At 37.4% G+C, this 26418-nt stretch carries 25 protein-coding genes; 13 read left to right on the forward strand and 12 right to left on the reverse strand.

Going from position 1 to position 26418, the window contains the following annotated elements; genetic code table 11:
- Positions 1-75 precede the first annotated feature (75 nt).
- Both FHR28_RS18070 and FHR28_RS18075 read right to left on the reverse strand, forming a co-directional pair.
- Positions 76-1086, reverse strand: coding sequence for a zinc-binding alcohol dehydrogenase family protein (locus FHR28_RS18070; RefSeq protein WP_166783222.1), 1011 nt, complete (start codon positions 1084-1086; stop codon positions 76-78).
- A 107-nt stretch (positions 1087-1193) separates the two neighbouring features.
- On the reverse strand, positions 1194-1469 hold the full coding sequence (locus FHR28_RS18075) for a hypothetical protein (protein ID WP_166783223.1): 276 nt from the start codon (positions 1467-1469) through the stop codon (positions 1194-1196).
- A gap of 127 nt (positions 1470-1596) precedes the next feature.
- Here FHR28_RS18075 and FHR28_RS18080 point away from each other — a divergent pair, with 127 nt between their 5' ends.
- Positions 1597-2097 carry a hypothetical protein gene (locus FHR28_RS18080; protein ID WP_004722775.1) on the forward strand — a complete coding sequence of 167 codons (501 nt, stop codon included), beginning with the start codon at positions 1597-1599 and terminating at the stop codon, positions 2095-2097.
- 98 nt (positions 2098-2195) lie between these two features.
- Here the strand turns inward: FHR28_RS18080 and FHR28_RS18085 are convergent, their stop codons facing one another.
- From FHR28_RS18085 to FHR28_RS18095, 3 genes are all read right to left on the reverse strand, one after another.
- Positions 2196-3536: a CitMHS family transporter gene (locus FHR28_RS18085; protein WP_004722773.1), complete on the reverse strand. Its 1341-nt coding sequence runs from the start codon at positions 3534-3536 to the stop codon at positions 2196-2198.
- A gap of 395 nt (positions 3537-3931) precedes the next feature.
- Complete coding sequence (locus FHR28_RS18090) at positions 3932-5260, reverse strand: hemolysin family protein (RefSeq protein ID WP_056514641.1); 1329 nt, start codon at positions 5258-5260, stop codon at positions 3932-3934.
- Positions 5261-5388: 128 nt separating this feature from the next.
- The gene (locus FHR28_RS18095) at positions 5389-6378 is read right to left on the reverse strand and encodes a LysR family transcriptional regulator (protein ID WP_004722769.1); all 990 of its coding nucleotides are present in this window, start codon (positions 6376-6378) and stop codon (positions 5389-5391) included.
- A 625-nt stretch (positions 6379-7003) separates the two neighbouring features.
- Between FHR28_RS18095 and FHR28_RS18100 the strand changes: the two genes are divergently transcribed.
- Complete coding sequence (locus FHR28_RS18100) at positions 7004-8608, forward strand: isocitrate lyase (RefSeq protein WP_056514634.1); 1605 nt, start codon at positions 7004-7006, stop codon at positions 8606-8608.
- A gap of 361 nt (positions 8609-8969) precedes the next feature.
- On the opposite strand, the gene FHR28_RS18105 is transcribed toward FHR28_RS18100, so the two are convergent.
- The 6 genes from FHR28_RS18105 to FHR28_RS18130 form a co-directional block, all read right to left on the reverse strand.
- A complete protein-coding gene (locus tag FHR28_RS18105) occupies positions 8970-9257 on the reverse strand; it encodes a PA4642 family protein (protein WP_004722766.1) in 288 nt (95 codons plus the stop codon).
- A 222-nt stretch (positions 9258-9479) separates the two neighbouring features.
- Entirely contained in the window at positions 9480-9752 is a 273-nt protein-coding gene (gene minE / locus FHR28_RS18110) for a cell division topological specificity factor MinE (RefSeq protein WP_004722763.1), read from the reverse strand.
- A gap of 2 nt (positions 9753-9754) precedes the next feature.
- Positions 9755-10567, reverse strand: coding sequence for a septum site-determining protein MinD (gene minD / locus FHR28_RS18115; protein ID WP_004722761.1), 813 nt, complete (start codon positions 10565-10567; stop codon positions 9755-9757).
- Positions 10568-10633: 66 nt separating this feature from the next.
- Entirely contained in the window at positions 10634-11353 is a 720-nt protein-coding gene (gene minC, locus FHR28_RS18120) for a septum site-determining protein MinC (protein WP_004722759.1), read from the reverse strand.
- A 143-nt stretch (positions 11354-11496) separates the two neighbouring features.
- Positions 11497-12546, reverse strand: coding sequence for a hypothetical protein (locus FHR28_RS18125; RefSeq protein WP_004722756.1), 1050 nt, complete (start codon positions 12544-12546; stop codon positions 11497-11499).
- Between the two features lie 37 nt (positions 12547-12583).
- Positions 12584-13501: an acyltransferase gene (locus FHR28_RS18130; RefSeq protein WP_105713225.1), complete on the reverse strand. Its 918-nt coding sequence runs from the start codon at positions 13499-13501 to the stop codon at positions 12584-12586.
- Between the two features lie 379 nt (positions 13502-13880).
- Between FHR28_RS18130 and FHR28_RS18135 the strand changes: the two genes are divergently transcribed.
- The 10 genes from FHR28_RS18135 (at position 13881) to FHR28_RS18180 (ending at position 25352) form a co-directional block, all read left to right on the forward strand.
- Entirely contained in the window at positions 13881-14531 is a 651-nt protein-coding gene (locus FHR28_RS18135) for an OmpA family protein (RefSeq protein ID WP_056514630.1), read from the forward strand.
- 453 nt (positions 14532-14984) lie between these two features.
- Positions 14985-17024 carry a UvrD-helicase domain-containing protein gene (locus tag FHR28_RS18140; RefSeq protein WP_004722749.1) on the forward strand — a complete coding sequence of 680 codons (2040 nt, stop codon included), beginning with the start codon at positions 14985-14987 and terminating at the stop codon, positions 17022-17024.
- 101 nt (positions 17025-17125) lie between these two features.
- Complete coding sequence (dut, locus tag FHR28_RS18145; RefSeq protein ID WP_004722748.1) at positions 17126-17578, forward strand: dUTP diphosphatase; 453 nt, start codon at positions 17126-17128, stop codon at positions 17576-17578.
- A 229-nt stretch (positions 17579-17807) separates the two neighbouring features.
- Complete coding sequence (locus tag FHR28_RS18150; protein ID WP_154129633.1) at positions 17808-19247, forward strand: phosphomannomutase/phosphoglucomutase; 1440 nt, start codon at positions 17808-17810, stop codon at positions 19245-19247.
- A 58-nt stretch (positions 19248-19305) separates the two neighbouring features.
- Positions 19306-20211, forward strand: a complete 906-nt coding sequence (argB, locus tag FHR28_RS18155; protein WP_004722746.1) for an acetylglutamate kinase — start codon at positions 19306-19308, stop codon at positions 20209-20211.
- Between the two features lie 174 nt (positions 20212-20385).
- Positions 20386-21171 (forward strand): GNAT family N-acetyltransferase, encoded by a 786-nt coding sequence (locus tag FHR28_RS18160; protein ID WP_105713223.1) that lies wholly within the window; start codon positions 20386-20388, stop codon positions 21169-21171.
- Positions 21172-21356: 185 nt separating this feature from the next.
- Entirely contained in the window at positions 21357-22205 is an 849-nt protein-coding gene (locus FHR28_RS18165) for a class II glutamine amidotransferase (protein WP_016539214.1), read from the forward strand.
- A 1067-nt stretch (positions 22206-23272) separates the two neighbouring features.
- Positions 23273-23728: a bacteriohemerythrin gene (locus tag FHR28_RS18170; RefSeq protein ID WP_056514616.1), complete on the forward strand. Its 456-nt coding sequence runs from the start codon at positions 23273-23275 to the stop codon at positions 23726-23728.
- 203 nt (positions 23729-23931) lie between these two features.
- Positions 23932-25014: a hypothetical protein gene (locus tag FHR28_RS18175; RefSeq protein WP_216076339.1), complete on the forward strand. Its 1083-nt coding sequence runs from the start codon at positions 23932-23934 to the stop codon at positions 25012-25014.
- 17 nt (positions 25015-25031) lie between these two features.
- Positions 25032-25352, forward strand: a complete 321-nt coding sequence (locus FHR28_RS18180; protein WP_004722741.1) for an RnfH family protein — start codon at positions 25032-25034, stop codon at positions 25350-25352.
- A gap of 84 nt (positions 25353-25436) precedes the next feature.
- On the opposite strand, the gene FHR28_RS18185 is transcribed toward FHR28_RS18180, so the two are convergent.
- Positions 25437-25835: an outer membrane protein assembly factor BamE gene (locus tag FHR28_RS18185; protein ID WP_004722739.1), complete on the reverse strand. Its 399-nt coding sequence runs from the start codon at positions 25833-25835 to the stop codon at positions 25437-25439.
- Positions 25836-25947: 112 nt separating this feature from the next.
- Here FHR28_RS18185 and fur point away from each other — a divergent pair, with 112 nt between their 5' ends.
- Positions 25948-26385 (forward strand): ferric iron uptake transcriptional regulator, encoded by a 438-nt coding sequence (fur, locus tag FHR28_RS18190; RefSeq protein WP_004722737.1) that lies wholly within the window; start codon positions 25948-25950, stop codon positions 26383-26385.
- The last annotated feature ends 33 nt before the right edge of the window (positions 26386-26418 follow it).

Consider the following 26418-nt stretch of genomic DNA (forward strand, 5'->3'; position numbering starts at 1 on the left):
TTAGTATTCACAGGGCCGTTTAAATCCTCTTATAAAAATTTAAGCGACTTCTAAAATTAAATTTTATTCGGGTGGTTAAAAACCTGCTAATACGATCTTACCAATGCTTTTACCTGACTCAATTAGTGTATGAGCTTGGGTTATATGCTCAACATTGATTTGACCTAGGTTTTGCCCCAAAGTGGTTTTGATTCTTTGGTCATCAACTAATTTTGAAACTTTATTTAAAATATCACCTTGTCGGCTGAGATCTTTGGTTTGGAATGTGGAACGGGTAAACATCGACTCCCAATGAACAGAAACAGACTTAACTTTAAACGGGTTAATGATAAAGTTTTCAGGATCATCAATTAAACCAAAATGACCTTGGGGTGCAATCAAATTGGCAATGGCTTGTGTATATGGCCCTGTACCATTAATTGAAAAAATATAATGAGGTAGCCCAATATTCAAGTCTAGGATTTGCTGTTCTAAAGGTTGGCTATGATCCACAATATAATCTGCGCCAATTTCAGCCAGCCATGCTTTAGATTCTGGACGGGAAGCTGTGGCAATAACAGTAAACTCAGTCAGTACTTTTAACAATTGAACCGTAATTGACCCTACACCGCCTGCAGCGCCAATGACTAAAATCACAGGTTTTTCAACTTTGGTGTCTTGGATTTTTAAACGGTCAAATAACATTTCATATGCGGTGAGCGACGTTAATGGTAAGGCTGCGGCTTCTGCATCACTCAATGATTTAGGTTTTAGTCCAACGATACGTTCATCGACCAATTGGAATTCAGCATAAGAACCTTGTCTTTGGTTTGAACCCGCATAAAAAACTTCATCACCCACTTTAAAATTTTGAACTTTTTCTCCGACTGCTTTCACGATCCCAACCGCATCATGACCCAAAATTTTCCAAGTATCATTGTCTGGCGAAGTACGCTGTCGCATTTTGATATCGACTGGATTGATTGAAATGGCTTTGACCTCAATCAGTAAGTCATGACCTGTTGCAACTGGCTGTTCGATTTCGATTTCGGAAAAAACATTGGCTTCTGAAATTGCGAATGGTTTTTTATAAGCAACAGCTTTCATAAGGTTTCACTTTTTATTGGCATATCAAATCAATAGCAAAAAAATCTCAATTAAGAAAGCAAAAAATTGTCAGTTTATGCTTATTGATAGGATTTTATCGAATGGTCTTAATCAAAAAATTTGGACAGTAGTAAGCGTATAGGCAAGATAAACAATTGCCAGCATGTGTAAAGCGGCAAGGTCAGCCAATTTTCATGATTCAAGGTGCGATTAAATGTTTGTCGTTCCTTTTGATCAGCCGCAGGGGTAATTCGGTAAGCAAATACGAATAAAATCACTGCCAGCACAAGGAACAGAGGTCGTGGTTGTTGAGCAAAATAAAAATAGATGAGATACAAGGCGGAATAAAAACTGGTACAAGCGAGTAGGGCTAAAACAGACATTGAAATATCATCCTTTATTGTTATTTGATCAGGTCGAGATACATCGCAGCAGATTAACATTATCTCTGACTTAATTTTAAAATTGTGCGAAAATAGAGTTTCTATTTATTTTTGTTTTAGGACTCCCATGACAGATTCTTCTGCTTCATTAAGTGATATTGAAATTTTAGACATTCTTCAGTCGATGAAATCGGATGAACTGGATGTTGAAGCACAAAAAATCATTCGTGATGGCGGAAAAGCAGGGCGTCAAGAAGCACATAAACAGGCACTGGTTGCTTTACATCAAAGCTTTGAAGACAAACTTGTTGAAGCTGTGACTTTGGCTTTAAATTTAAATGAAGCACAAGCTAAAAAAATTCGTTATAAGAAAGATCGTGTCCGTATTTTAAAAGCAAAAGGTATCGATTATTTAGCCATTGATGGTGCAGAAACCGCTCAAGTGCTATCGCAAGTTGCTCAAGCGATTATTCGTGAAGATGCCACCGTGACGCGTGACCTGCATAATATTTTCCCTTTCTGGAAAGAAGGCTGGCCAATGGTGCAGTTCGATAGTGCCTATAAAATTTTAGAAGATGACATTTCAATTCATTATCAAGCATTGCTCGATGTCTTGATTCATCCTTAATTGGATTTGATTCTAAATAACTCATCTTTTAAATAGATGATGATGAAAAAATCTATTTAAAATGAAAAAAAGCCGATATAAATATCGGCTTTTGTCTATTAGTGTAGAGTTGAATAGAGTGGGAATACACCGAGCAACATGGCTGCAACCAGCATCACTAAACAGGTCAGAATCGCCCATTTAATGGTGAACTTTTGATGCTGTCCAAATTCGATACCAGCCAATCCACATAATAAATAGGTAGAAGGAACTAATGGTGAGAGTAAGTGTACAGGTTGGCCGACAATTGAAGCACGCGCCATTTCTACAGGTGTAATACCATAATGACTTGCCGCTTCTGAAAGAATCGGTAACACTCCATAATAGAAAGCATCATTCGACATAAAGAAGGTCAAAGGCATACTAATCACAGCAGTAATTGGTGCTAAGAAAGGCCCCATACTTTGTGGAATAATCGCCACCAATTCTTTAGACATCGCATCAACCATGCCTGTCCCTGAAAGAATCCCAGTAAAAATCCCTGCAGCAAAAATAATACCCACAACGTTTAAGGCACTACCTGCATGATGAGCAACCAAAGATTTTTGCATATCGACATCTTTATAGTTCACAACCAATGCAATACAAAGCGCTATCATAAATAAGATCGGTAAAGGCAAGACACCTTTCACCAAACAGATCATCAGTACAACGGTTAATAAACCATTGAACCATCTTAAATGTGCACGATTCGCTTCTGGGTTACTTGAAATTTGAATGTCATCACCATGACTAACATCAAGTTCAATAATACCTAAGCGTTTACGTTCCATACGGCCATACATAAAACCGACAAAGTAGAGCCAAAGAATAGCAGCCAGCATTGGTAGAACCATAGGTACAAAGATTTCACTCGCCTCTACATGCAGCGCACTTGCAGCACGTGCTGTTGGCCCACCCCACGGGGTAAGGTTCATGATTCCGCTTGCCAGCATCATTAAACATGCCATGATCAACGGACTCATACCTAATTTTTTATAGAGTGGGAGCATCGCTGCCACACAAATCATGTAGGTGGTTGAACCATCACCATCAAGAGAGACGATGAGTGTCAGAGTAATGGTACCAATTACGACTTTAAGTGGATCACCTTTGACCAGCTTTAAGATAAATTTTACAGAAGGATCAAACAATCCCGTGTCAATCATGATGGCAAAATAGAGAATTGCAAAAAGTAGCATTACGCCTGTTGGTGCAAGTTTTTTCACACCGTCAAGCATCATTTCACCGAGCTGTTTGATTTCTAAATGCCCAAGGCTATCGAAATAGAAGCTAAGACCGTAAGCGATTAATGCAAATAAAATTGGAATAAGTGTGAGTGCTGCAAGTGCAGTCATTCGTCTAGACATGATTAAGTACATAAAGCACAAAATCATGCCCAAACCTAATACGGTTAGCATAGTTCGATCCTTGAATGAGACTTTTTTAACAGAAGTCTTTTAGTTTTTTAAGCAGAAGCATGCTAATAGTTATTTGATTAAATTAAAATATCCTTGTAGAAATACTGAATTCAGTACTATTTTTTAAATAAATAGAGTATTCAAAACAGATATTTAAAAATGAATATTATTTTTGCACCAAAATGGTTATAAAATATAAATTATTGATTTTTAAATTTATTATTTTTTTTGATTTTATAAATTGTGTTCATGTTAATTTTCATATTTTTAAAATTTATAAATCAAAAGCCCATAATCTAATCAATAACCTTCTGGAAGTTTTAATCTTAAAGCGCCACTTTTCATAAAAAAAGCTTAGTAAGGTAATTGCTAAGCTTTAAATACGCTAAAGAAACTTATTGTGAAGAATCTTCTGATGTTGATGGTTCTGCTTTTTCAAGTAATCGTGTGACAAGTAGCTGGTCAATTTTAAAATGATCAACATCGACCACTTCAAATTTATAACCACCAAAAATCACTGTGTCAGCTGGTTTAGGAATTTTTCTTAACTGATACATCATAAAGCCTGCCAGTGTTTCGTAGTTCTCTTCATCTGGCATCTCATCAATGGCTAAAGCATGCTTCATGTCTTCAATTGGGGTACTCCCATCAATCAACCATGAGTTGTTATCCCGTTTAATGATTTGTAGCTCTTCATCCATTGGTGTAACCCAGTCGCCCATCACTGTGATCATGATATCTGACAGGGTAATAACACCAACCACAAGTGCATATTCATTAAATACCACCGCAAATTTTTCTTTGCTTGAGCGGAAGCGGTCAAGAAGTTCAGAAAGGGTCAATGAGTCAGGAATGGTTAATACTGTACGAATAGTTGATTCATGTAATTGATTAATTTTCTGGTTATTCAGAATACGCACCAAAATATCTTTGGCATCTACATAGCCAATCACTTGATCAATGGTTTCGTTACAAACCAAAAACTTAGAATAAGGGTATTCAGCTAGCTTTTGGCGGATACTTTCTTCAGGCTCTTTTAAAGTGAAAAACACCACATTTTCACGTGGGGTCATACTGGATGGAACATTACGTTCTTCAAGCTCAAATACATTTTCAATAAAGTGATGTTCTTGCTTTTGTAAAACACCTGCCTGAGCACCAGCATCCATTACCGCTGAAATATCATCAAAGGTAATGTTGTCTTCACGTGTTGTATTGACTTTAAACAAGCGGAACAACAAATTAGCCACCGCATTGATAAACCATGCTAAGGGTTTACAGACCACGATAAAGATCTGGATGGGATTAATGACTGAAACCGCAATTTTTTCTGGTGCAATCATTGCCATACGTTTTGGCATTAAATCGGCAAAAAGAATAAACAGTGAAGTGACTAAAGTAAATGAGAGGACAAAGCTAATGGTTTCTGTCCAATTTCCAACATAGAAACGCGAGACAAATTCAAGAAAATAAGGGCGAAAGGCACCTTCACCTAAAATACCGCCAAGAATAGCAACAGCATTTAAACCGATTTGGGATGCGGCAAAGAAATCGGCAGAGTTTTGCTGTAAGTCTAGGACTTTTTGTGCTCGCTCATCGCCAGATTCGGCAAGAATTTTGAGTTTAACTTTACGCGCACCTGCAAGGGCGATTTCAGTTAAAGATAAAAAACCAGCTCCTGCGATGAGGACAGCGATGATTAGGATATTCTGGAACAGGCTCACGAATCCACCTATGGATCATCATTATTATGAGATATTTTTAACACATAAAAGGGGGTGGTAGTGAGTAACACACTACCGATCTGGAATTAGTATAAGCTTGAAATGATAAGAATTTAAGAAAATTCCTATTAATATTGAGAAAAATGCGAATTATTTTGCATAAATTCACGATTTTCTTCTTCAATCATTTGACGTGCAACATAAAGAATCAATTGGCGTAACCAACGATGTGCAGGATGATGATGAAGTAATGGGCACCATGCCATTTTTAATTCAAACTCAGGAATGTAAAAAGGCGGATCTTTAATGAGTAAATTTTGGCTTTTGGCCTGCAAACGTGCGATACGGGTTGGTAACGTCGCAATCAAATCAACATTTGAAGCCAACAATGCTGGCATTTGATAATGACGGGTAAAGACTGAAATTTTACGCTTTTGACCAATTCGCTCTAAAGCTTGATCAATCCAACCCAATCCTGCTTGTTTCTCAGGATTCACACCAAAACCGACCCCCATACCTGTTTTTGATACCCAAATATGTTGTGCATCTAAATAACTTTTAAGATTTAAATTACTCGAAGCGGGATGTTTGTTATTGAGTAAGCAAGAGAAACTGTCACGCCATACTAAAACTTGGTGAAAACTTTGTGGGATTTCATTAAAACGGTTGATGGCTAAATCAACTTTACCTTGTTCCATGTCACGATATGACACGTCACTTGGTGTTAAAAAGTCGAGTACAACATTCGGTGCTTCTGAGCGCAACGCTTTGACTAGACGAGGAACAAGTGTCGCTTCGGCATAATCAGAGGTCATAATACGGAATACACGGTTTGAAGTATAAGGTCGGAACTCAGTACGAGGTTCCAAAATCATCGATAAATCAGACAGTGCGTCACGGATGCGGGGTTGTAATTCTAAAGCACGTTCTGTTGGTGTCATACCTTCAGAAGAACGAATTAAAAGAGGGTCATTAAATAAATTACGAAGACGACGTAAAATATTACTCATTGCGGGTTGGGTAACACCAAGCTGTTCAGCAGCACGAGTCACATTTTTTTCACGTAAAAGAACGTCAAGGTAAATTAAGAGGTTGAGATCGACCCGCTCCAGATTCATAAAAAAAATACCGAAAATAAAATTTAGAAATCACAGGGGATTATGCCATAAGGAAATGCTTTTGTGTAAAAAGTAGATAAAAAAACAGCAGGCGATTTATTGTTGTAGAAGGATCAAGATTTATTGTCTTAGTTTTAAATTGAGATGCATGTTTGAATAAATCCTAATCTGCCCATTATACATCAAGGCAATCAGATTTTTGAGCAACAACATTGTTTATCAATCGATGAATCAGCCGATTATGCTTTGAGCAATTCTTGATCATTCAGGATATTTTTATATCAAAAAAACCCAGTTCTGGTTTTTTTGTTACAAGCTCAGACTTAAGTCTAATAGTGATAAAATGAATAAATTGCCTTATATTTAAGCAAAACAGGGGTGATCGCTATTTAAATAAAATTTTATAAATTAAAGGTTTATTGGTTTTTAATATAATTATAATACGACTTTGATCTACATATTTTTTAAATAAATACTGAAAATTAACTCAGAATATTGGATTAATTTGAGGAGTCAATCTAAGCTAAGACCATAACAACGAAGTGTTCTAAATCTGAACAAACAAATACCGAGTGGATTTAGCTCTTCGATTGATGAAATCCTAATATTATTACAGGAACATATCATGACTACATACCAAACAGCGATTGATGCAATCCGTGAATTAAAAGCAAAATTCGGAAGCACATGGCGCGATATTAGCCCAGAAGATGCTGCGCGTATGCAACTGCAAAACCAATTCAAAACTGGTTTAGATATCGCTAAATATACAGCTGCGATCATGCGTCGTGATATGGCTGAATATGATGCTGATTCTAGCAAATACACTCAATCTTTAGGTTGCTGGCATGGATTTATTGCGCAACAAAAAATGATTGCGAACAAAAAATATTTCGGTACTACAAGCAAACGTTATATCTACCTTTCTGGTTGGATGGTTGCTGCACTTCGTTCAGAATTCGGTCCACTTCCTGACCAATCTATGCACGAAAAAACTTCTGTACCTGCTTTAATCGCTGAAATCTATACATTCTTACGTCAAGCTGATGCGAAAGAACTTAACGATTTATTCCGTGCGCTTAAAAAAGCAAACGAAGCTGGTGATACTGCTAAAGCTGCTGAAATCACTGCTCAAATCGACGGTTTCCAAACTCACGTTGTGCCAATTATTGCGGACATCGATGCTGGTTTCGGTAACGAAGAAGCGACTTATTTACTTGCACGTAAGATGATTGAAGCTGGTGCTTGTGCACTACAAATCGAAAACCAAGTATCTGATGCTAAACAATGTGGTCACCAAGCTGGTAAAGTAACAGTTCCACATGAAGACTTTATCTCTAAAATCCATGCATTACGTTATGCATTCTTAGAAATGGGTCTTGATGACGGTATCATCGTTGCGCGTACTGACTCTGAAGGCGCTGACTTGACTCAAAAAATCCCAGTGGTTAAAGAGCCAGGTGATATTGCTTCTCAATATATCAGCTACTTAGACACAACTGAAATTGATATTGCTGATGCTCAAGAAGATGAAATCTTAATTAAACGTGATGGTAAATTACACCGTCCTAAGCGTTTAGCTTCTGGCTTATATCAGTTCCGTGAAGGTACTCAAATTGACCGTGTTGTACTTGACTGTGTGTCTAGCTTACAAAACGGTGCAGATCTTCTTTGGATCGAAACTGCGACTCCAAACGTTGAAGAAATTGCACACATGGTTAACCGTGTACGTGAAACAGTTCCAAATGCGAAGCTTGTTTATAACAACAGCCCATCATTCAACTGGACTTTAAACTTCCGTCAACAAGCTTACGATCGTTGGGTTGCTGAAGGTAAAGATGTTTCTGCTTATGACCGTGCTAAATTAATGAGCGCTGAGTACGATGCTTCTGAATTGGCTGCTGATGCTGACTCGAAAATCCGTACATTCCAAGCAGATGCTTCACGTGAAGCTGGTGTATTCCATCACTTGATTACACTTCCGACTTACCATACTGCTGCGCTTTCTACTCATGAGCTTGCACAAGGTTACTTCGGTACTGAAGGTATGTTGGCTTATGTTGCTGGCGTACAACGTAAAGAAATCCGTGGTGGTATTGCTTGTGTTAAACACCAAGCAATGGCGGGTTCTGACATCGGTGATGATCACAAAGAAATCTTCTCTGGTGACAATGCACTTAAAGCGCATGACGATGCTAAAAACACAATGAACCAATTCGCTGCTCACTAAGCACTGATTTGATTCGAAGAACCCAGCGTAAGCTGGGTTTTTTTATGGCAGGATGATAACTAACTGTAGGATTTAGTTTACACAGCATATTGTTGTTTGAATTAAATTAAGATTGGAAGACGTTAAAACATGGTTAAAGATAAAATGAAATAGTGTAACTCTATAAAAGTTTATTTATTCATGTTGATGTGTATAAGTATTTAAATCATTGTATTCAATAGTGATGAGGATACGTTTGAGAATTTTGAGATATACATTGAGGAAAAGAGGGCTATATAAAATAAAAATGCCCAATGAAATTCATCAGGCATTTATTGATTAACAATATTGAGTTGTATCGTGTTATTCGCGTATTTAGTCGTTAAGCAAACTTTGCCAATACATCTAAGAAACCTTCTTTTTGACGCGGATATTCTGCGATCACATCATGAATACGTTGACCTTCAGGATTGGTTGCATTGATGTCTCGACCATCAGCAACAAACTTGGTTAACAAGCGTTCATAGTCAAACGGGCGCATATGTTTAAATGCGTGATAAAGTACATGAAAATCTGTATTGGTACCTTCAGGAGGAAGTTGATCTAAGTAGGCAAATACACGCTCGTCTGACCATTCTTCATTGAACGTTGCTGGCTGTGAAAGTGCCATAACAGCATCTCCTCAAAATAAAATAATTCTAAATCTAATGATTGATTTGCAGCATTATATAAACCTTATTGATCTTTCGTTTAATAAGGATAAATACAATATTTAGCTGAAAAAAATCTAAAATAAAAAGGGCAAAATATATTGCATGAGTAAAAGCAATGCTTTTTGACTCTGCCCTATATTTTGCCCTGAATCAATTCACTTGACTAATCAATAATGAAATTATCGTTCTTCAGGTAAATTGATATTCATTTCCAACATTTCAATGTTGGCTTCAGAACGAACTTGCATTTGAATATGCTGTTCATCCACACCACGGACATAACGATTAACCACTTGCATGATTTCTTTCTTCATTTGGTCAATCTTGTCTTGGCTTAAACGTTTGCCCAAACCGTTTTCAGAAGCAACAATAACTTTTAAGCGGTCTTTAGCAGTTTGGGCGCTAGATGGTTTGTCATCATTGCTAAAAAGTTTACTCCAAAATCCTGCCATTTCTACGCTCCAAATAACCGTGCTAACCAACCCTTAGGTTTCACTGTAATATGTCGATAAGGACGTTCCTCACCCAAGAAACGCGCAACTAAATCATCATATGCTTGCCCAGCAGATGCTTCTTGGTAAAGAATGACAGGTTTACCTTCATTCGATGCCTGAAGCACGCTAGGGCACTCTGGAATGACGCCTAAAGTTGGTACACGTAAGATATCTTTTGAGATATCATCAATGGTCAACATTTCTTGTTTATCGGCACGTTCAGGGTTAAAACGCGTAATACATAAATGCTTACGAACACGCCCTTCGTTGTTTTCTACTTTTTTCGTCTTACTGTCGAGCATACCGATAATACGGTCTGAATCTCGAACAGAAGAAATTTCTGGGTTTGTTACAATAATTGCTTCATCTGCATGATACATGGCTAAAATCGCGCCACGCTCAATCCCCGCAGGTGAGTCACAAATAATATAATCGAACTCTTGCGAAAGCTCATCGATTACACGAGCAACACCATCATCGCTCAACGCATCTTTATCACGGGTTTGTGATGCAGGTAAAATATATAGATTTTCAATATCTTTATCACGAATCAATGCTTGTTGTAAGCGTGCTTCGTTATTGATGACATTAACAAAATCATACACCACGCGGCGTTCACAGCCCATGATCAAATCTAAATTACGCAAACCCACATCGAAATCAATCACAACAGTTTTATGACCACGTAGGGCTAATCCTGTTGCAAAAGATGCACTCGTCGTAGTTTTACCTACGCCACCTTTGCCTGATGTAACGACAACAATTTTGGCCACCGAATCCACTCCTGTTATGGTCATTTTACCCGATTAAACGAGTTTTATATGGTGTTAATTTATACCTTAAAATTGCAAAGCTTCAAACACTAGCTCTTGCTGGTCATTCAAGTAAATATGTACAGCCTTTTTAATGACATCTTGAGGAATGTCATCTGCCACACAATATGTTCCTGCAATAGAAACCAATTCGGCTTCTAGTGAATGACAAAAAATTCTTGCAATGGTGTTACCACCTGCGCCTGCAATGACTCTACCACGAACACTGCCATAGATATGTATATTTCCTGAAGCAATCACTTCCGAACCACTGTTAATACCAGCATTCAGTATGATGTCCCCATGATCTTGAACTAGGCATTGACCAGTTCTTAAAATTTCATCATGGTATGAGGTTATATGACTCAATGTTTTAGGTGTATCAACGCTTGCATTTGGGGTCGCCACAGTTGGAGCTTTTACTGGTGTTTCAACCACTTGCTCTTTCGTCGGTTTAATCCGTTGCAATGGACGATCGGCAGGCAAGACTGGAAATTGAATTGCACGTGCTTGATCACCCAATAAACCATCAATCACAGCCATAGGCTGTAAATCTAGACTGATAATGAGTTGAATCAGGGCAATAAGCTCTTGTTCAACTGTGCTATCAATAATGACTAAAGCCCCTTGATAAGAGGTTTCACTCATCATTGAAGTTAATTGCTGGCGGATGGCATCATGATCATTAGTATCGAAGGTTAATCGGGTAAAATTAACCATTCTGCCTGTAATCCGTATATCAGCCATAATTATTCCTTAAAAGGCGTGTGACCTAAATTTTCTATCTAAGCGTCAAAAATTGTGAAATAGGGCAAATGCTAGAACATATTGAATGATTTCTCTAGCAAAGATACAAATATTTTCAATGAATTGCTTATTCTTTGAATCACTTAATCTTTTACTTGATCATTTTTTTCTAATTCAAGCTGCCATTGTTTTACTTTCACTTGTTTCCTTAACGATTCTAAACTTTCATAGACCACAGATTCAACCAGTTCTTCAAGCTTCTGATTTTCAATATTTAACTGGCTTAATTTGGTTGAGATCAGTTGATAGGTCGCGTTTGGATTGTGTAGATTGCCTTCTGTAAAAGGTTCAACCAATCCTTGGGTAATGTTCTCACCTAACTGTTGCCCAATATTTTGAATCTGATTTTCAATCATACTGCCTGCAATTGGGATCATGCGCAATAACTGGGTCAATTGCGGGGTGTCCTCAATCGCTTGACGTACAATCTGTCCGACATTATGGGTAATCACATGACTTTGTGCTTTTAGTTCAGTGGCCAAAGACTCTTGTAAGACTTCAGCTAAAGTTTGTGCAAAACGATCTCTATGATGATCAATTAAATCATGAATGATTTTTTTATGACTTGAGCTGGTGTCTAATTCTTGTTTAATTCCATCAATGACTGTAATCACAACACGATCAGATAATTCTTCCATCAGCACTCGATAATAAAACAGCACACGTTTTAGAATGTTATCAGGAATAACCTTATAACCTAACTCATGAAAATGATAAGCAATAATACCGACCCGAATTAAACGTAAAAAACGTAAATAAGGAATAATCGCTAAAATTTCATACCAATGAATAAATGGAAAGAAAAACCAACGCGCATGATGTTTGTTGATAATTGCGATGAGCCAGCGAATGCCTAATTCAACAATCAAAAAGGTGATAAACCAGCTTTCCGTTTTAATCACCCATGGATGCAGATCTGTTTTGTAATACTGTAAAACTTGCGGTAAATGAATTTCATTGAAAAGCCAGTCACCAAAATTACTCATTAAAAAAGCATTGGCACATAAACAGAATAGGTTGAAGACGATGATAAACATCATAAAGATGTCATAACCAAAAGCGATCCACCATCCTCGTGACATATCGTTTTTCGTTTCTGTACTGTTTTCGAGTGGTGGAACTTGCTCTGTCATATCCATCCTATTCTGTGATTTTTTCTTCAATTGAACGTTAGTGGTTATATTTTTGTTTTATGGCGCTAATCAGTTGATCTTTTTCAGTCCATAAATCATCAACCCAGTTTTGAAAGCGTTCGCGATATTCTGCATCATCTTCATAATTGCCACCCAATACCCATTCAGGAATCTCAATTTTACGCATATTGACCACAATTCGTGGTACTTCACCTAACCAAAATTCTCCATAACCGGGTGCACCATCTGGATAAACAATGGTCATGTCCACCAGTGCGTCAATCTTATCACCTAAGATATTTAAAGCGAGTGCGAGTCCACCTGCCTTAGCTTTAAGTAAATTGGTAAAAGGGGATTGTTGTTGAGCATGTTTTTCTGGGGTAAAGCGTGTTCCTTCAAGATAATTGAGCAATGTGAAAGGCTGGCTTAATAACTGTTCACAGGCTTTACGTGCTTCTTCCATATCACGTGTTTTCAGTTCAGGATTCTTTGCAATCTGCTCTTTGGTATGGCGTTTCATCATTGGAAAGCCAAGAATTTTAAATGCTTGCCCGACAAACGGTATAAAAATAAGTTCCCATTTGGTGAAAAACCGGGTGAGTGGCATACGGGTTAGACCAAAATACTGGTTTACTGTGGTATCGACCCAACTTTGGTGGTTACAGGTCATTAAATAACGACCTTGCATATTTAAATCCAAGTTTTCATCAACGGTAATGTCCCATTGTGTTTCGGGAAGAACATGATCAATCAACCAATTATTGACACTTAACCAACTATTGGTGATATTGATATTGGTTTCATCCACCTTTTTTGACTTTTTAAATAATTTGGTCAAGCCTAAAGCTAAAACAGGTGGGCCGTGAAAAAAAGTACTGCCAGTAATCACTGAGCCAACGGTTAAACCTTTCGTAATTTTTTTTAAAATAGGTTGCTTCTGCTGTTGAGATGACATAGAACAGTCCTAATGATTTATTGTGAGTGCCAGTTCAAGCGACTAGATATTTTTTACTGCTACGTTGCGACATTGGAAACCATGTTTATCATTATTTAGAATGAATAAATTTCGTATTTGTTGCCTCGTATCACCCAGAAATATACATAATCGCAAACATAGACGAATTGTCCACAGGCCTTAAATATAATCGTTACAATGCAATTTAAAAAGACACATTTAATGACTATGTATAAATTATGATGATCACTTTTGTAAATTTCATTGTAAATATTACAAAATGTAAAAAAATACGTGATTGTTAACAAAATGCCTATAGTGGCACTTTGTTTTTTATACCAAAATTAAGTTAACAAAAAACACAACTTGGAGGCATGCAATGCGTGCACTATTAATTACAACACTTACAGCAGGGGCTTTAGTACTTTCTGGCTGTCAATCAACTGGTAATAACATCGGTGGTATGGAGTACGACAAATCTGCTATTGGTGGTTTGATCGGTGCAGCAGCGGGCTATGGTTTGTCTCGTGGTAATGCAAACTCATCTGCACAAAATAATCGTGCAGCAGCAATTGGTGCGCTTTTAGGTGCGGGTACTGGTCTTTATTTAGACAATAAAGAGAAGAAATTACGTCAGCAAATGCAGGGTACTGGTGTAGAAGTTAACCGTAATCCAGATGGTTCTGTAGCTTTAGTTATGCCAGGTAGCATTACATTTGATACCAACAAGTCATCAATTAAACCGAACTTCTACGGTACTTTAAATAAAGTTGCTCAAACTTTAATGGAAGACAATAAGAGTGTAATTCTTGTAACGGGTTATACCGATAATACAGGTAATGATTCAATCAATATTCCATTGTCTCAAAACCGTGCATACTCAGTTGCAAACTACCTTAAAGGTAAAGGCGTGCAAAGCCGTATTGATACTCAAGGTTATGGCTCACAAAACCCAATCGCAGATAACTCAACTGCTGCGGGTCGTGAACAGAACCGTCGTGTTGAAATCAGCATTTATGCAGCAAACTAATATGCGACAAACTAAGAAATCGTAACAACAGTAACGTATTTTTTGGTTGAAGGCATTGAAAAGGAGTCATGGTTCGCTATGATTCCTTTTTTTATTTTCCAAATTTTTGCTTAAATCTCATCAATTTGTCTAAGGATGAGGTTAAGGTTTTTTATCATTATAACTAGAGTCGATACGGTGACAGTCTTTCTTCTTGCTGCTGCTATTTGCTAGCCGTTATGATGGCTTTGGGTGATAGCTTTTGGTTATGCTTTCGCCACTTGATCGCCAGTCAACTGAATAACAACAACTCATAACAAAATAGAGTATTGAAATAAGAAGGTTTGAAACTAAAGCAGAATTTAACTGAAATGATTTTTATCTGGTTTTTATATTGGAAAAATTCAAATTAAGCATTTTGCAACTCTACTTTAGATGACTATAATCGAGCTCGAAGTTTTTAGAGGATGAACAATGTCGAAAGCAAGTCAACTGAATGACAAGCAACTTGAAGCCATGAAATATACTCAAGGACCCTTGTTAGTACTTGCAGGGGCGGGTTCAGGTAAAACCTCAGTAATTACAAGAAAAATTGCGTATTTGGTCCAGCAGTGTGGGATTCCTGCGCATCGAATTACCGCAATGACCTTTACCAATAAAGCTGCACGTGAAATGAAAGAACGTGTGGGTAAGTTGTTAGGTAAAGAAGAAGGGAAAGGGCTTTCAGTTTCGACCTTCCATACCTTTGGTTTAAATTTATTACGAATTGAGCTGAAAAATACCCCACTTAAAAATAATTTCTCAATCCTTGATGCAGATGACTGTAAGCGTATTCTTATGGACTTGATGCATCGTGATAATTTATCGGGTGCTGAAAGCAAAGAATTGATTGCTAAAGCCATGAAGAAAATTTCTGATTGGAAAAATGATTTGATTGTGCCTGAGCAAGCACATACGACTTGTGAAACACCAGAAGATGTGCAGTTTGCCCACTTGTATCAATTATATGAACGAAATTTACGGGCTTATAACGCTGTAGATTTTGATGATCTGATCGTGATGCCAACACGTCTCTTACAAGACAATGCAGAAGTTCGTGATCGTTGGCAAAACCGGGTTCGCTATCTACTCGTGGATGAGTATCAAGATACCAATACCGCGCAATATATTTTGGTAAAATTATTGGTCGGTGTGATGGGGCAGTTCACCGCTGTAGGTGATGATGACCAATCCATTTATGCATGGCGTGGCGCAAAGCCTGAAAATATGGCATTGCTAAAAGAAGATTTCCGCAATTTAAAAGTGATTAAACTGGAGCAAAATTACCGTTCTACCAGTCGTATTTTAAAAGCCGCGAACCATGTCATTGAAAATAATCCACATATCTTTGATAAAAAGTTGTGGAGTGATAAAGGTCATGGTGAAGTCATTCGAATCATCACCTGTCGTAATGATGATGATGAATCTGAACGTGTGGTAAAAGACCTGCTCACGCATAAATTGATGAATGGTAAAAACTGGAAAGATTATGCGGTGTTGTATCGCGGAAATTTCCAAGCACGTGTATTGGAAACTCAGCTACGTCAAATGCAGATTCCATACAAGCTCTCTGGTGGTCAATCTTTCTTTGGTCGTGCAGAAATTAAAGATGTGATGAGCTACTTACGCATCATCATTAACCCTGAAGATGACAGTGCTTTCCTTCGTATTATCAATACGCCTAAACGTGCAATTGGCCCAGTAACACTTGAGAAGTTAGGTCTTTTTGCCCAAGAAAATCATTTATCACTGTTGGCTGCGGCAAGTGATCAACGCTTAACTATGGTGATGCCGAAAAAGGCCACCACACAATTGGCTGAGTTTGCTGGCTTTATCAATGATTTCACTCGTGAATTGTTAGATGACGATGAACCTGTTCCTAAAATTCGTCAAATGATGAATGATGCAGGCTATATCGATTATTTACGTGAAACGGCTGCAACGCCTGCACAAGAAAAAACCAAGATTGATAATGTGGAGATGCTCTATACCAGTATTCAAAGCTTAATCAATCGTGCTGAAGATGTAGATGAAAAGAACATTGAAAGTGTGATTCGTAAAATGGTGTTGCTGGATATGCTTGAGCAGCAGCAGGAAGATGAAGACACTGATAAGGTCAACCTGCTGACATTACATGCATCTAAAGGTCTGGAATTTCCATTTGTTTATATTATGGGCTTAGAAGAAGAGCTTCTGCCACATAAGAACTCCATTGCCGCTGAAACGATCGAAGAAGAACGCCGTTTAATGTATGTAGGCATTACCCGTGCACAACAAGGTTTGACCTTAACTTTGGCTGAACAGCGTAAAAATGGTGGGCAAATGAAACAAATGACCCCAAGCCGCTTCTTAGATGAATTACCACAAGATGAGTTGGATTGGTTAGGTCGTAAGAAAAAATTAGCTGAAAATGTTGATCCTAAGCAACAGGCACAGCAATATTTACAAAACTTAAAAGCGTTATTAAAACGTTAATTTTTTAAATCAGTTCTTTTATTTTTCTTTCGATTTGATTTTGAACAGATCGGAAGACATAGAAGAACCTTTAACAGCTTTATTTAACCAAGGATTTCAATATGAAAGTTCAAGTAAAAGTACTTGATCAACGTTTAGGTCAAGAATGGCCAATGCCAACATATGCAACAACAGGTTCAGCGGGTTTGGACTTACGTGCATGTGTAGAAGAAGCGATTCAAATTGAACCTGGTCAAACTGTGTTGGTTAAAACAGGTATGGCCATTTATATTGAAGATACTAATTTTGCTGGTCTGGTTTTACCACGTTCGGGCTTGGGCCATAAGCATGGGATCGTATTGGGCAACTTGGTTGGCTTAATTGATTCAGATTATCAAGGCGAATTGATGGTTTCTGTTTGGAATCGTGGTCAAACCACCTTTACTTTAGAACCAGGTGAGCGTTTAGCACAGTATGTTTTAGTGCCTGTAGTTCAAGCGCAATTTGATATTGTAAGTGAATTTGAAGCGACTGAACGTGGTGCAGGTGGTTTTGGTCACACTGGGAAGAACTAGATTTCTCTCATTATTTTAAAGCCTGATTTATCAGGCTTTTTTAGTATTATGTTTATTTGTAACAAAAAGTATGTATAACGCTGTATATAAAATTGAATATATTATCAAGAGTTTTTTAGTATATTGCATTTGACCCGATATAAATATTCTCATATAAATGAATTGCTTGCTTATCATTAGAGAGATTAAGCTGACGAAATAAAGGGTTAAGCAAATAGAAGTTTTGCTTATGAAAAAGATGAATGATTTTCCTTTTCAGATTTTCCGCGCCTATGATATTCGTGGAAAAGTTGAAATGATGCCACCTGAATTGATTCAGGCAATCGCATATGCTTTAGTTGATCAACTGATTGAAAAGGGTCAATCAAAAATCACCTTAGGATACGATGCACGATTAAGTAGTCCTGCGTATGCTCAAATTATCAAACAGGTATTTCAAAATAAAGACATTGAAGTCACTGAAATAGGTTGTTGTGCTACGCCACAATTGTACTTTGCTGCAAGAAATACGCAGGGCAATGGCATTATGGTGACAGCGAGTCATAATCCAAAAACCGACAATGGTATTAAATGGATTATGCAGTTTGAGCCACCGTCTCCTGAAATGATTCAAAACATAGGCACTCAAGCAAAAAGTTATCTGCAAAGTGAGCAGTTTCCATTGCTTGATACAGGATCGTTTGTTCAAACAGCGGCTCATCAAATTAAATCTGAATTTTGTTTATCCTATAAATCTGCATTATTAAAAGATATTCACTTAACCCGACCGCTCAAAGTCGTGATTGATGGCTTAAATGGTTCCGCAGGCTTTTGTGCTAATCTTGTTTTAAAAAAATTGGGCTGTGAGGTGATTGCATTACGCTGTAATGCTGATGGAAACTTCCCTGACCATGCACCAGATCCTTCACAAGCCACACATTTAGAATTATTACGACAAAATGTACTCAATCATCAGGCAGACATTGGTATCGCTTTAGATGGTGATGGTGATCGCGTGGTTTTATTGGATGAAAATGCCCATATTATTTCAGCGGATCGGCTTTTAGCATTGTTTGCCCAAATGTGTTTAAAAGATCATCCACAGCATGAAATTGTGTTTGATGTGAAATGTTCATCTATGGTACGTCAAGTGGTTGAACGTTTGGGCGGTCAAGCCAAGATGATTCGAACTGGTAGCAGTTTTTTACGCAAATACATGTCGCAATCAAAAGGCCAGGCTGTCTTTGGTGGTGAGTACGCAGGTCATTATGTATTTAATGATGGGCGTGGACTTGGTTATGACGATGGTCTATATGCTGCCTTACGTGTGATGGAATACTTATGTGGTTTCCCTCAAGCAACATTGTCTGAAATCTTAGCTTGTTATCCAGATCGTTTTTATACTGAAGATACCTATATCAGTACCCATCGTACTGATCCGAAAATTGTTTTGAATGAGATCGAACAGCTCAGTCAACAATTTGGTGCTGAGCTGAGTAAAATCGATGGTGTTCGCCTTGATTTTGAGCATGGTTTTGGCATTATTCGGGCATCAAATACAGGTGAATATTTTACCGTACGTTTTGATGCAGATTGTCCAAATTGTTTAAATGAAATTCGTCAGACATTTGCGTCTATGCTCAGTGATCGTTATCCTATGATCGCCCAAGATATTCTACAGGCACACTGATTTCTTGCATCATCCATATTCATCAGTCTAATTCCTACAGCTCACTAAGGAGAGGCGAATGCCACATCAGCATACTGGCATCGACAAAGCGCAAATATTGACAGAGGCTTTGCCATATATTCAACGATTTTCAGGTAAAACACTCGTTGTAAAATATGGTGGCAATGCAATGACTGATCCAGAGTTGGAAAGCTCATTTGCTCGCGATATCGTTTTACTCAAAACTGTAGGTTTAAATCCGATTGTCGTACATGGTGGTGGTCCACAAGTAGATTCATTGCTTAAACAGTTGGGCCGTGAGTCTGATCGTATTGATGGAATGCGGGTAACGGATCCTGCAACCATGGAAGTGGTCGAGATGGTTTTAGGCGGCAGCGTCAATAAATCTATCGTTAATCTGATTAATCAGCATGGTGGACGTGCCATTGGTTTAACGGGTAAAGACGGTAATTTATTGCGTGCTCAAAAGCTCTTGATGGAAAAGACACTTGCAGATGGTACAGTCACGCAAATTGACTTGGGTCTAGTTGGGGAAGTGACTGGGGTTAAAACTGACGTTTTAGAAATGTTTACCCAAAGTGATTTTATTCCAGTGATTGCGCCTTTAGGTGTAGATGAAGACGGTCAAACTTATAATATCAATGCAGACTTAGTCGCAGGTAAAGTGGCAGAAGCTTTGGGCGCGGAAAAATTGATTCTATTGACCAATATATCAGGTGTTTTAGATGAAAATAAAAACCTCCTGACTGGACTAAGTACTCAAGAAGTCGATCGTCTCATTGAAACTGGGGTGATTTACGGGGGGATGATTCCTAAAGTGGGTTGTGCCTTAGATGCGGTTAAAGGTGGGGTTGTGAGTGCGCACATTGTAGATGGGCGGGTACCTCATGCAACACTCTTAGAAATCTTTACCGATCATGGTGTAGGAACGTTAATTACCAACCGTGCCAAGCCTCAGAAATAATTTTTAATCAGTACATTATTTTTCTTCAAAAGCCAGTGTAAAACATTGGCTTTTTGTTTTGCCGATTTTATTTCAAATTAACCATTCATAGCGTGTTTTTAAACGGTCATTTTTTCGTCATATAAGTGTCATCGGGATTGCCTAGTGTAAGTAAAAGCTCAAGGAGTCGAAAATATGTTCGCAAAATTAAATCAGTATCGTCAGAACTTCCAGAACTTAAATTTACCGTTACCAAAACCTAAAAAAGCACAATCACAATATAAATTTGAATGGGTTGAAGACCTGAAACAACTCAAAGAAGTACAAAAATTTCGTGCAGTACAATTCGCAGATCAGTTTGGCATTACATTTGAAAATGGATTAGATCAAGATTTATATGACCTTGATTGTGAGCATGCGGTATTACGTGATAAATGGAGCAATGAGATTGTTGCCTATACACGTCTGAAGTTGATTCAGGGGCATGAGCTTGCACGTAGTTATAGCGCACAAGAATTTGATGTTTCTCAACTTTCACATCTATCCAATATTGTGGAAATAGGCCGTACGTGTGTACATCCGCGTTATCGTAATGGACGTGCATTGTCGATGTTGTGGTTAAATTTGGTTCCGACAGTGCTATGGAAAATGAAAGCAAAACACTTAATGGGATGTGTCAGTATCCGTTTGGAAGACAATAAGGCACGTGCTTACTATACGCATCAGCATTTGAAGAAAATGACTGCCAAACAGTCGATTGATATAAAGGCAAATCCCGCTTTTGAACCGAGCCATCCAGAGTATAGCTTTCCACAAGATGAACGAATTCCAAAGTTGTTTGATGTCTATTTGAAAATGAATGCGCGTTTATCGAAACAGGCATATCACGATGAAGCATTTAATTGTTTAGATTATTTTGTCTTTTTAGATGTCAATGAAATTGCCAAAAACTTTGTTTTAAACAAAATGGTTAATCGCTGAGTGTCCGAAAAATAAGGGTACTTAGAGTTTGATATCCTAAAAGTACCCAAATCATTTTGCTGATCTGGGTTAGGTCATGGGTATAATATGCATCTGTTTGCAGTTATTTTCAGTTATTGAGATTTGCAAGCAGCTGCGTAGTCATGCACAATATTCTTATAAATAAAATGTTGTATGAATACACTATGTGCCAATTGCTTGGAATGAACTGCGCTGCTCCCACTGATATTACTTTTTCGTTTCGTGGGTTTTCTCAACGTGCAGGAATAACCTCTGATCATTCTGATGGGTTTGGCATTGCCTTTTTTGAAGATAAAGCATGTCGTTTATTTGTCGACAATCAATCTGCAGTCTTGTCACCGATTGCTGAACTGGTACGTAACTATCCAATCAAATCACGGAATGTGATTGCGCATATTCGCAAAGCAACTCAAGGTAAAATCACCTTAGAAAACTCCCACCCCTTTATTCGTGAGTTATGGGGTAGACAGTGGATTTTTGCGCACAATGGTGATTTACATAACTTTCATCCACATTTGTCAGGGCGTTTTACCCCTGTAGGCAGTACCGACAGTGAGCTGGCATTTTGTTATTTGCTTGAACAACTGGTTTTAAGATTTGGTTATTTTGAACCGAGTTTAAATGATGTATTTGCCTTGCTTGAAGAAATTTCACCTAAAATTGCAGAATATGGCACTTTTAATTTTTGCCTCTCCAATGGACAAGCATTGTTTAGTTATGCGACAACGAAGCTGCATTGGATTGTACGCGAGTATCCATTTACATATGCACGCTTGGTCGATATTGATGTCGATATTGATTTTAGTCAATTTACGACAAAAGAAGATCGTGTTGCCGTGATTACCACAGAGCCATTAACTCAAAATGAAGTTTGGACCGCATACCAACCTGGTGAGATGATTTTATTTAAAGATGGTCAAGTGATAAAAACAGCAACAACACATGTTGAAAGACTTGCTCGTGAGGCTGCTGATCCAAGTTTGGTTAGAGTCACCAAGGCAGATCAATATTAGTTTGATCTGAATGAATTCATATGATGATTGGGGGGAGGTGTTATTCGATAACTCCATGTTTTTCAAGTATAAATCATTGTAAAAATAAAAAACAATTCAATTTAACTAGCCCATTCAGGTTTTTATAGGTGCTTTTGTACTAGCTATAGATGCAAGAATTATCTTAGATCGATAGCAATTTCCTTATCATTCGGTTACAGGGTTTTTTTCACTAAATCCTGTAAAAATTACTTCGAATTATTTATTGTAAATCGCATTATTTTGAATGATCAAAGTCTCATATTAAATTGTATAGGATGGTCATCTTTGATACTTAACGGAGTATTTTGATGCTACTACAACAAACAGAAGACAATCAAAATAATAATGTTTAATCATATTCTCTTGAAAAAAATGAGTAATAATATCGTTATAATTGTTTAAATATTAAAGTTGTTTCATAAATCAAAAAATGATTATGTGGCATGAATCATATTGGTATTGAAAGTTCCTTCTCGCTTTGGGAGAAGGCTAGGATGAGGGCGCTTTTATGTTGATTTATGGTTTTAAAAAGGACTTATGAAAGAAGTCTATTATATAAAATTGTCGTGATAAAATTTATATTTCAACTCTTTTAAGAGTAAATCATGAAATAAGCGGAATAAAAATAGAAAATAAATTTCACTTGAATAAAGAAATTATTTAAAAATATAACAAAATCACAAAAGAATATTTTTTCTTATTTTGCAAAAATGATTGAGTGATTTTATCACGAGAAATCGTGTTGAAAATAGTAAGTAAAATATCATTTGAGTGGTTGTTTAAAATTTTTAGATTACACATTCATAATCATTTATTCATTCTAAATAATAAATATAGACAATCAATAAAATTATTTAAACTTAATAATTGGTTAAAAAATATCTTACTCTTTTAGTGCGGATTAAAATATTATCTAAGTATAAACAATAACTTAATTTATTTCATAGTTTTTTTAATGAATCCCGACTAATACAGTTCATTTTTATTTAGAGAGATAGCCGTTAATATGGTTGCTGAAGGTCAAGACATTATTTTAAGGTGATCGTATGAAGATGAGATGGATTCCAGAATATAATACGGGTATCGATGTGATCGACGATCAACATAAACGGATTTTGGATTATATCAATGAAATTGATGAAATCGGTATGGCAACGGATCGTACTCGTATTAAGCAAATTCTTGATAATATTATTGACTATACACAATCCCATTTTACCTTTGAAGAAAGCTTACAAGAAGAAGCGGGTTATAAATACCGTGTTCCTCATAAACGCGTACATGACTTATTTATTAAACGTATCGAAAGTTATCGTACCAGTTTTGAAGAAGGGCATTCTATAGAAAAAGAATTGCATGAAGTATTGTCTAAATGGTTAATTAATCATATTCAGCATGATGATGCAGATTATGTAGGGGCTGTAAAATTAAATATGATGGGGATCATTAAAGAAAACGAAAAGAAAAAAGGCAAAAATTGGTTTGCAAGATTTTTTTCATAATTTACAGGCATTTTATGATTGTGAAATTATGGGAATCACCAGCTCTCTAACTAAAAAAATTCAGAGGGGATAAAAAGAAATAACAAAGATTATAACAATATCTAGCGCAGCAAATCATCGAGGGGTGATTTGCTTTTTTCTTTTAAGCTTTGATTTTCATCATCGACAAAGGCAAAATAGCAGAACTTTTTACGAAACACCTCATGCAGGATTATTCTATGTCACGATGGTTATCGCCGCTCATGGCATTTTGTTTATCATTTATGATTATCGCAGGTTTAGCTCCAAGTCTGGATATTCAAACTGATCGACAAATTGATTTTTGGATATTGTGGTTAGTGTCAATGCTGGTGTTGGCATTGCCGATTACTTATTTAGAAGTTGCTTTAGCAAAGCGTTCTAAAACAACTGCACTCAATGCCTTGTCTAGCTTAACTCGTGATGCTGACGCATCTCAATCGTGGCGTATTGTGGGTTGGCTGGCTGTTATTTTTATTCCATTCTTAGCGGGTGGGATTTTATCGAATATCAGTCAAAGTGCTGTGCAGATTGCGAATTTACCGATAGAAGGTCATTTGTTATTTGCAGGTGCCGCTGTGGTGGCTTTTGCTTTGTCTTTTGCACCTCGTCAAATTTTAGTGGGTTTGATCACGATAGGCGTGCTGCTTTCTTTAATCCTTGCACAAGTTTTCGGTACACACTTACCCGCTTGGCATGTTACTCCTGTAGAGTTTAAGGAATGGGGCAATGCAACGATTTTAGCCCTTGTGGCCACAGGTCTCGGTTTAGGCTTGTATTGGCAAACCAGCTTGTTGAATGTTCAACAGAATAATGAGGCGTCTAAAACAGCTTTACCGATTTGGATTGCGCAATTGGTTGCTGTGATTGCCTTTGGTTTTTTTGCAGCTTCAGCGCAAATCCCTGCCTATACTTTATTATTTACTGCAGTCATTTCAGCCGCGTTATTATTACAACTAGGCAAAGAACAGTTAGCTCAACGCCAAGTCGCAATATTTATTCAATTTGTAGTGTTGTTGCTGGCATTATTCATTTGGGCAATTCCAAACATTGCAGTGCTGTTTAATCCATTGCTGATGATTTGGGGCTTGGTCATTTGCTTGATTTACTCAATCTTTGTGGGTTGGATCATGAAAATCAGCCACCTGCGTAAAGCAATCAATTTTAGTTCAGAAGCGTTTTATAATATTTGGCGTATTGCGGTACGAATTGTTTTACCTTTGAGCATTGTGTTGGCATTGGTATCCTATATTGGACAGTTAATTTAAGGGTCAAGGTGGATCTCGTGGCAAAAATTTGGGTGGCATATGCTGCCGAAAAGCAACAATTTCACATTGAGTTACAATTTTCTCAAGGCATGACGATTGCCGATGCAATTGCGCAAAGTGGATTGGCACAACAAGTAGAATTGCCTGAAAATTTTAGTTTCGGTATTTTCGGAGTGAAAATAAAAGCGCAATCGCATTTGCTACAAGCAGGTGATCGTGTTGAAATTTATAGAGCTTTAACGATTAATCCAAAAGATATTCGTCGCAATCGCGCAAAAGCAAATCCTGTCGGACGTTACTGTCGTGGCAATCGCTATCAACAATTGTTATTTAAATAAGGCGTTATTTACAATAATCGCTTTAAACAATTGAATGCATATGAAAAACCCCTCATTGAGGGGTTTCTTTTTATCGCAAAGTGTCTATAGTGGGGGCGCATTCAATATTGCTTCTTTAGAAGCAGGTAAACCAGGTTGAGACTCAGGAATGGTTTCTAAACCTTCAATTTTGTTTACGACACCTGATTGATCAAAATAAACCTTTAAATGTTGGCCATGTGCTGCGGGAATCTTCGCTTTTTTCGCGTAAGTTCCTGGGATATAGTTGTAAATGTAATCCCATCGTCCTGGATTCAATGGATCTGAGACTGTTGGGCTACCCAACAAGAACTGTACTTGTTGGTAGGTCATACCGACTTGAATTTTTGAAGCTTGAGCTTGGGTTAACGGTGTTCCCTGAGGAATATCGACTTTGTATACTCCAAATACAGAACAACCACCAAGTAAAGAAGCGACGAATAACGTCAGCATGATTTTTTGCATTTTGCTACACTATCCCAAATTAATTATGATGCAATTGATCCAAGGATAGATCATACTGCATCTCAACTCTGTTGCATATTCCAACTTAAAATTTGTTGAGAGACCTTTTTATATGCCTATTTCAAATCAAGATTTACGCAAAGCTGGACTTAAAGTTACCCTACCACGAATCAAGATTTTGGAATTATTAGAAAATTCAAGACAACACCACTTGAGCGCGGAAGACATTTATAAAACATTACTCGAACAAGGTGAAGATGTCGGTCTAGCGACCGTATATCGTGTGTTAACACAATTTGAAGCTGCTGGAATTATCCAGCGCCATCATTTCGAAAACAATCATTCTGTTTTTGAAATTATGCAAGAAGATCATCATGATCATTTGGTTTGTCAAAATTGTAATAAAGTCGTTGAATTTACTAATGAAACCATCGAGCATGAGCAACATTCGGTAGCTGAGAAACACGGCTTTCAATTGACTGGACATTCTTTGAATCTGTACGGTTATTGTGATGAACCTGCATGTCAGGAAGCTTATCGTAAGCGCTAGAATCACATAAATACAACAAATGAAGAGGGGGCT

The sequence above is a fragment of the Acinetobacter sp. BIGb0196 genome, assembly GCF_011759595.1.
GTDB classification, from domain to species: Bacteria; Pseudomonadota; Gammaproteobacteria; order Pseudomonadales; family Moraxellaceae; genus Acinetobacter; species Acinetobacter guillouiae.

What these genes read in the sequence shown, in the direction of transcription:
- FHR28_RS18070 (WP_166783222.1), bottom strand. Translation starts at nt 1,086, where the DNA reads ATGAAAGCTGTTGCTTATAAAAAACCATTCGCAATTTCAGAAGCCAAT.
- FHR28_RS18075 (WP_166783223.1), bottom strand. Translation starts at nt 1,469, where the DNA reads ATGTCTGTTTTAGCCCTACTCGCTTGTACCAGTTTTTATTCCGCCTTG.
- FHR28_RS18080 (WP_004722775.1), top strand. Translation starts at nt 1,597, where the DNA reads ATGACAGATTCTTCTGCTTCATTAAGTGATATTGAAATTTTAGACATT.
- FHR28_RS18085 (WP_004722773.1), bottom strand. Translation starts at nt 3,536, where the DNA reads ATGCTAACCGTATTAGGTTTGGGCATGATTTTGTGCTTTATGTACTTA.
- FHR28_RS18095 (WP_004722769.1), bottom strand. Translation starts at nt 6,378, where the DNA reads ATGAATCTGGAGCGGGTCGATCTCAACCTCTTAATTTACCTTGACGTT.
- FHR28_RS18100 (WP_056514634.1), top strand. Translation starts at nt 7,004, where the DNA reads ATGACTACATACCAAACAGCGATTGATGCAATCCGTGAATTAAAAGCA.
- FHR28_RS18105 (WP_004722766.1), bottom strand. Translation starts at nt 9,257, where the DNA reads ATGGCACTTTCACAGCCAGCAACGTTCAATGAAGAATGGTCAGACGAG.
- minE (WP_004722763.1), bottom strand. Translation starts at nt 9,752, where the DNA reads ATGGCAGGATTTTGGAGTAAACTTTTTAGCAATGATGACAAACCATCT.
- minC (WP_004722759.1), bottom strand. Translation starts at nt 11,353, where the DNA reads ATGGCTGATATACGGATTACAGGCAGAATGGTTAATTTTACCCGATTA.
- FHR28_RS18125 (WP_004722756.1), bottom strand. Translation starts at nt 12,546, where the DNA reads ATGACAGAGCAAGTTCCACCACTCGAAAACAGTACAGAAACGAAAAAC.
- FHR28_RS18130 (WP_105713225.1), bottom strand. Translation starts at nt 13,501, where the DNA reads ATGTCATCTCAACAGCAGAAGCAACCTATTTTAAAAAAAATTACGAAA.
- FHR28_RS18135 (WP_056514630.1), top strand. Translation starts at nt 13,881, where the DNA reads ATGCGTGCACTATTAATTACAACACTTACAGCAGGGGCTTTAGTACTT.
- FHR28_RS18140 (WP_004722749.1), top strand. Translation starts at nt 14,985, where the DNA reads ATGTCGAAAGCAAGTCAACTGAATGACAAGCAACTTGAAGCCATGAAA.
- dut (WP_004722748.1), top strand. Translation starts at nt 17,126, where the DNA reads ATGAAAGTTCAAGTAAAAGTACTTGATCAACGTTTAGGTCAAGAATGG.
- FHR28_RS18150 (WP_154129633.1), top strand. Translation starts at nt 17,808, where the DNA reads ATGAAAAAGATGAATGATTTTCCTTTTCAGATTTTCCGCGCCTATGAT.
- argB (WP_004722746.1), top strand. Translation starts at nt 19,306, where the DNA reads ATGCCACATCAGCATACTGGCATCGACAAAGCGCAAATATTGACAGAG.
- FHR28_RS18160 (WP_105713223.1), top strand. Translation starts at nt 20,386, where the DNA reads ATGTTCGCAAAATTAAATCAGTATCGTCAGAACTTCCAGAACTTAAAT.
- FHR28_RS18165 (WP_016539214.1), top strand. Translation starts at nt 21,357, where the DNA reads ATGTGCCAATTGCTTGGAATGAACTGCGCTGCTCCCACTGATATTACT.
- FHR28_RS18170 (WP_056514616.1), top strand. Translation starts at nt 23,273, where the DNA reads ATGAAGATGAGATGGATTCCAGAATATAATACGGGTATCGATGTGATC.
- FHR28_RS18175 (WP_216076339.1), top strand. Translation starts at nt 23,932, where the DNA reads ATGCAGGATTATTCTATGTCACGATGGTTATCGCCGCTCATGGCATTT.
- FHR28_RS18185 (WP_004722739.1), bottom strand. Translation starts at nt 25,835, where the DNA reads ATGCAAAAAATCATGCTGACGTTATTCGTCGCTTCTTTACTTGGTGGT.
- fur (WP_004722737.1), top strand. Translation starts at nt 25,948, where the DNA reads ATGCCTATTTCAAATCAAGATTTACGCAAAGCTGGACTTAAAGTTACC.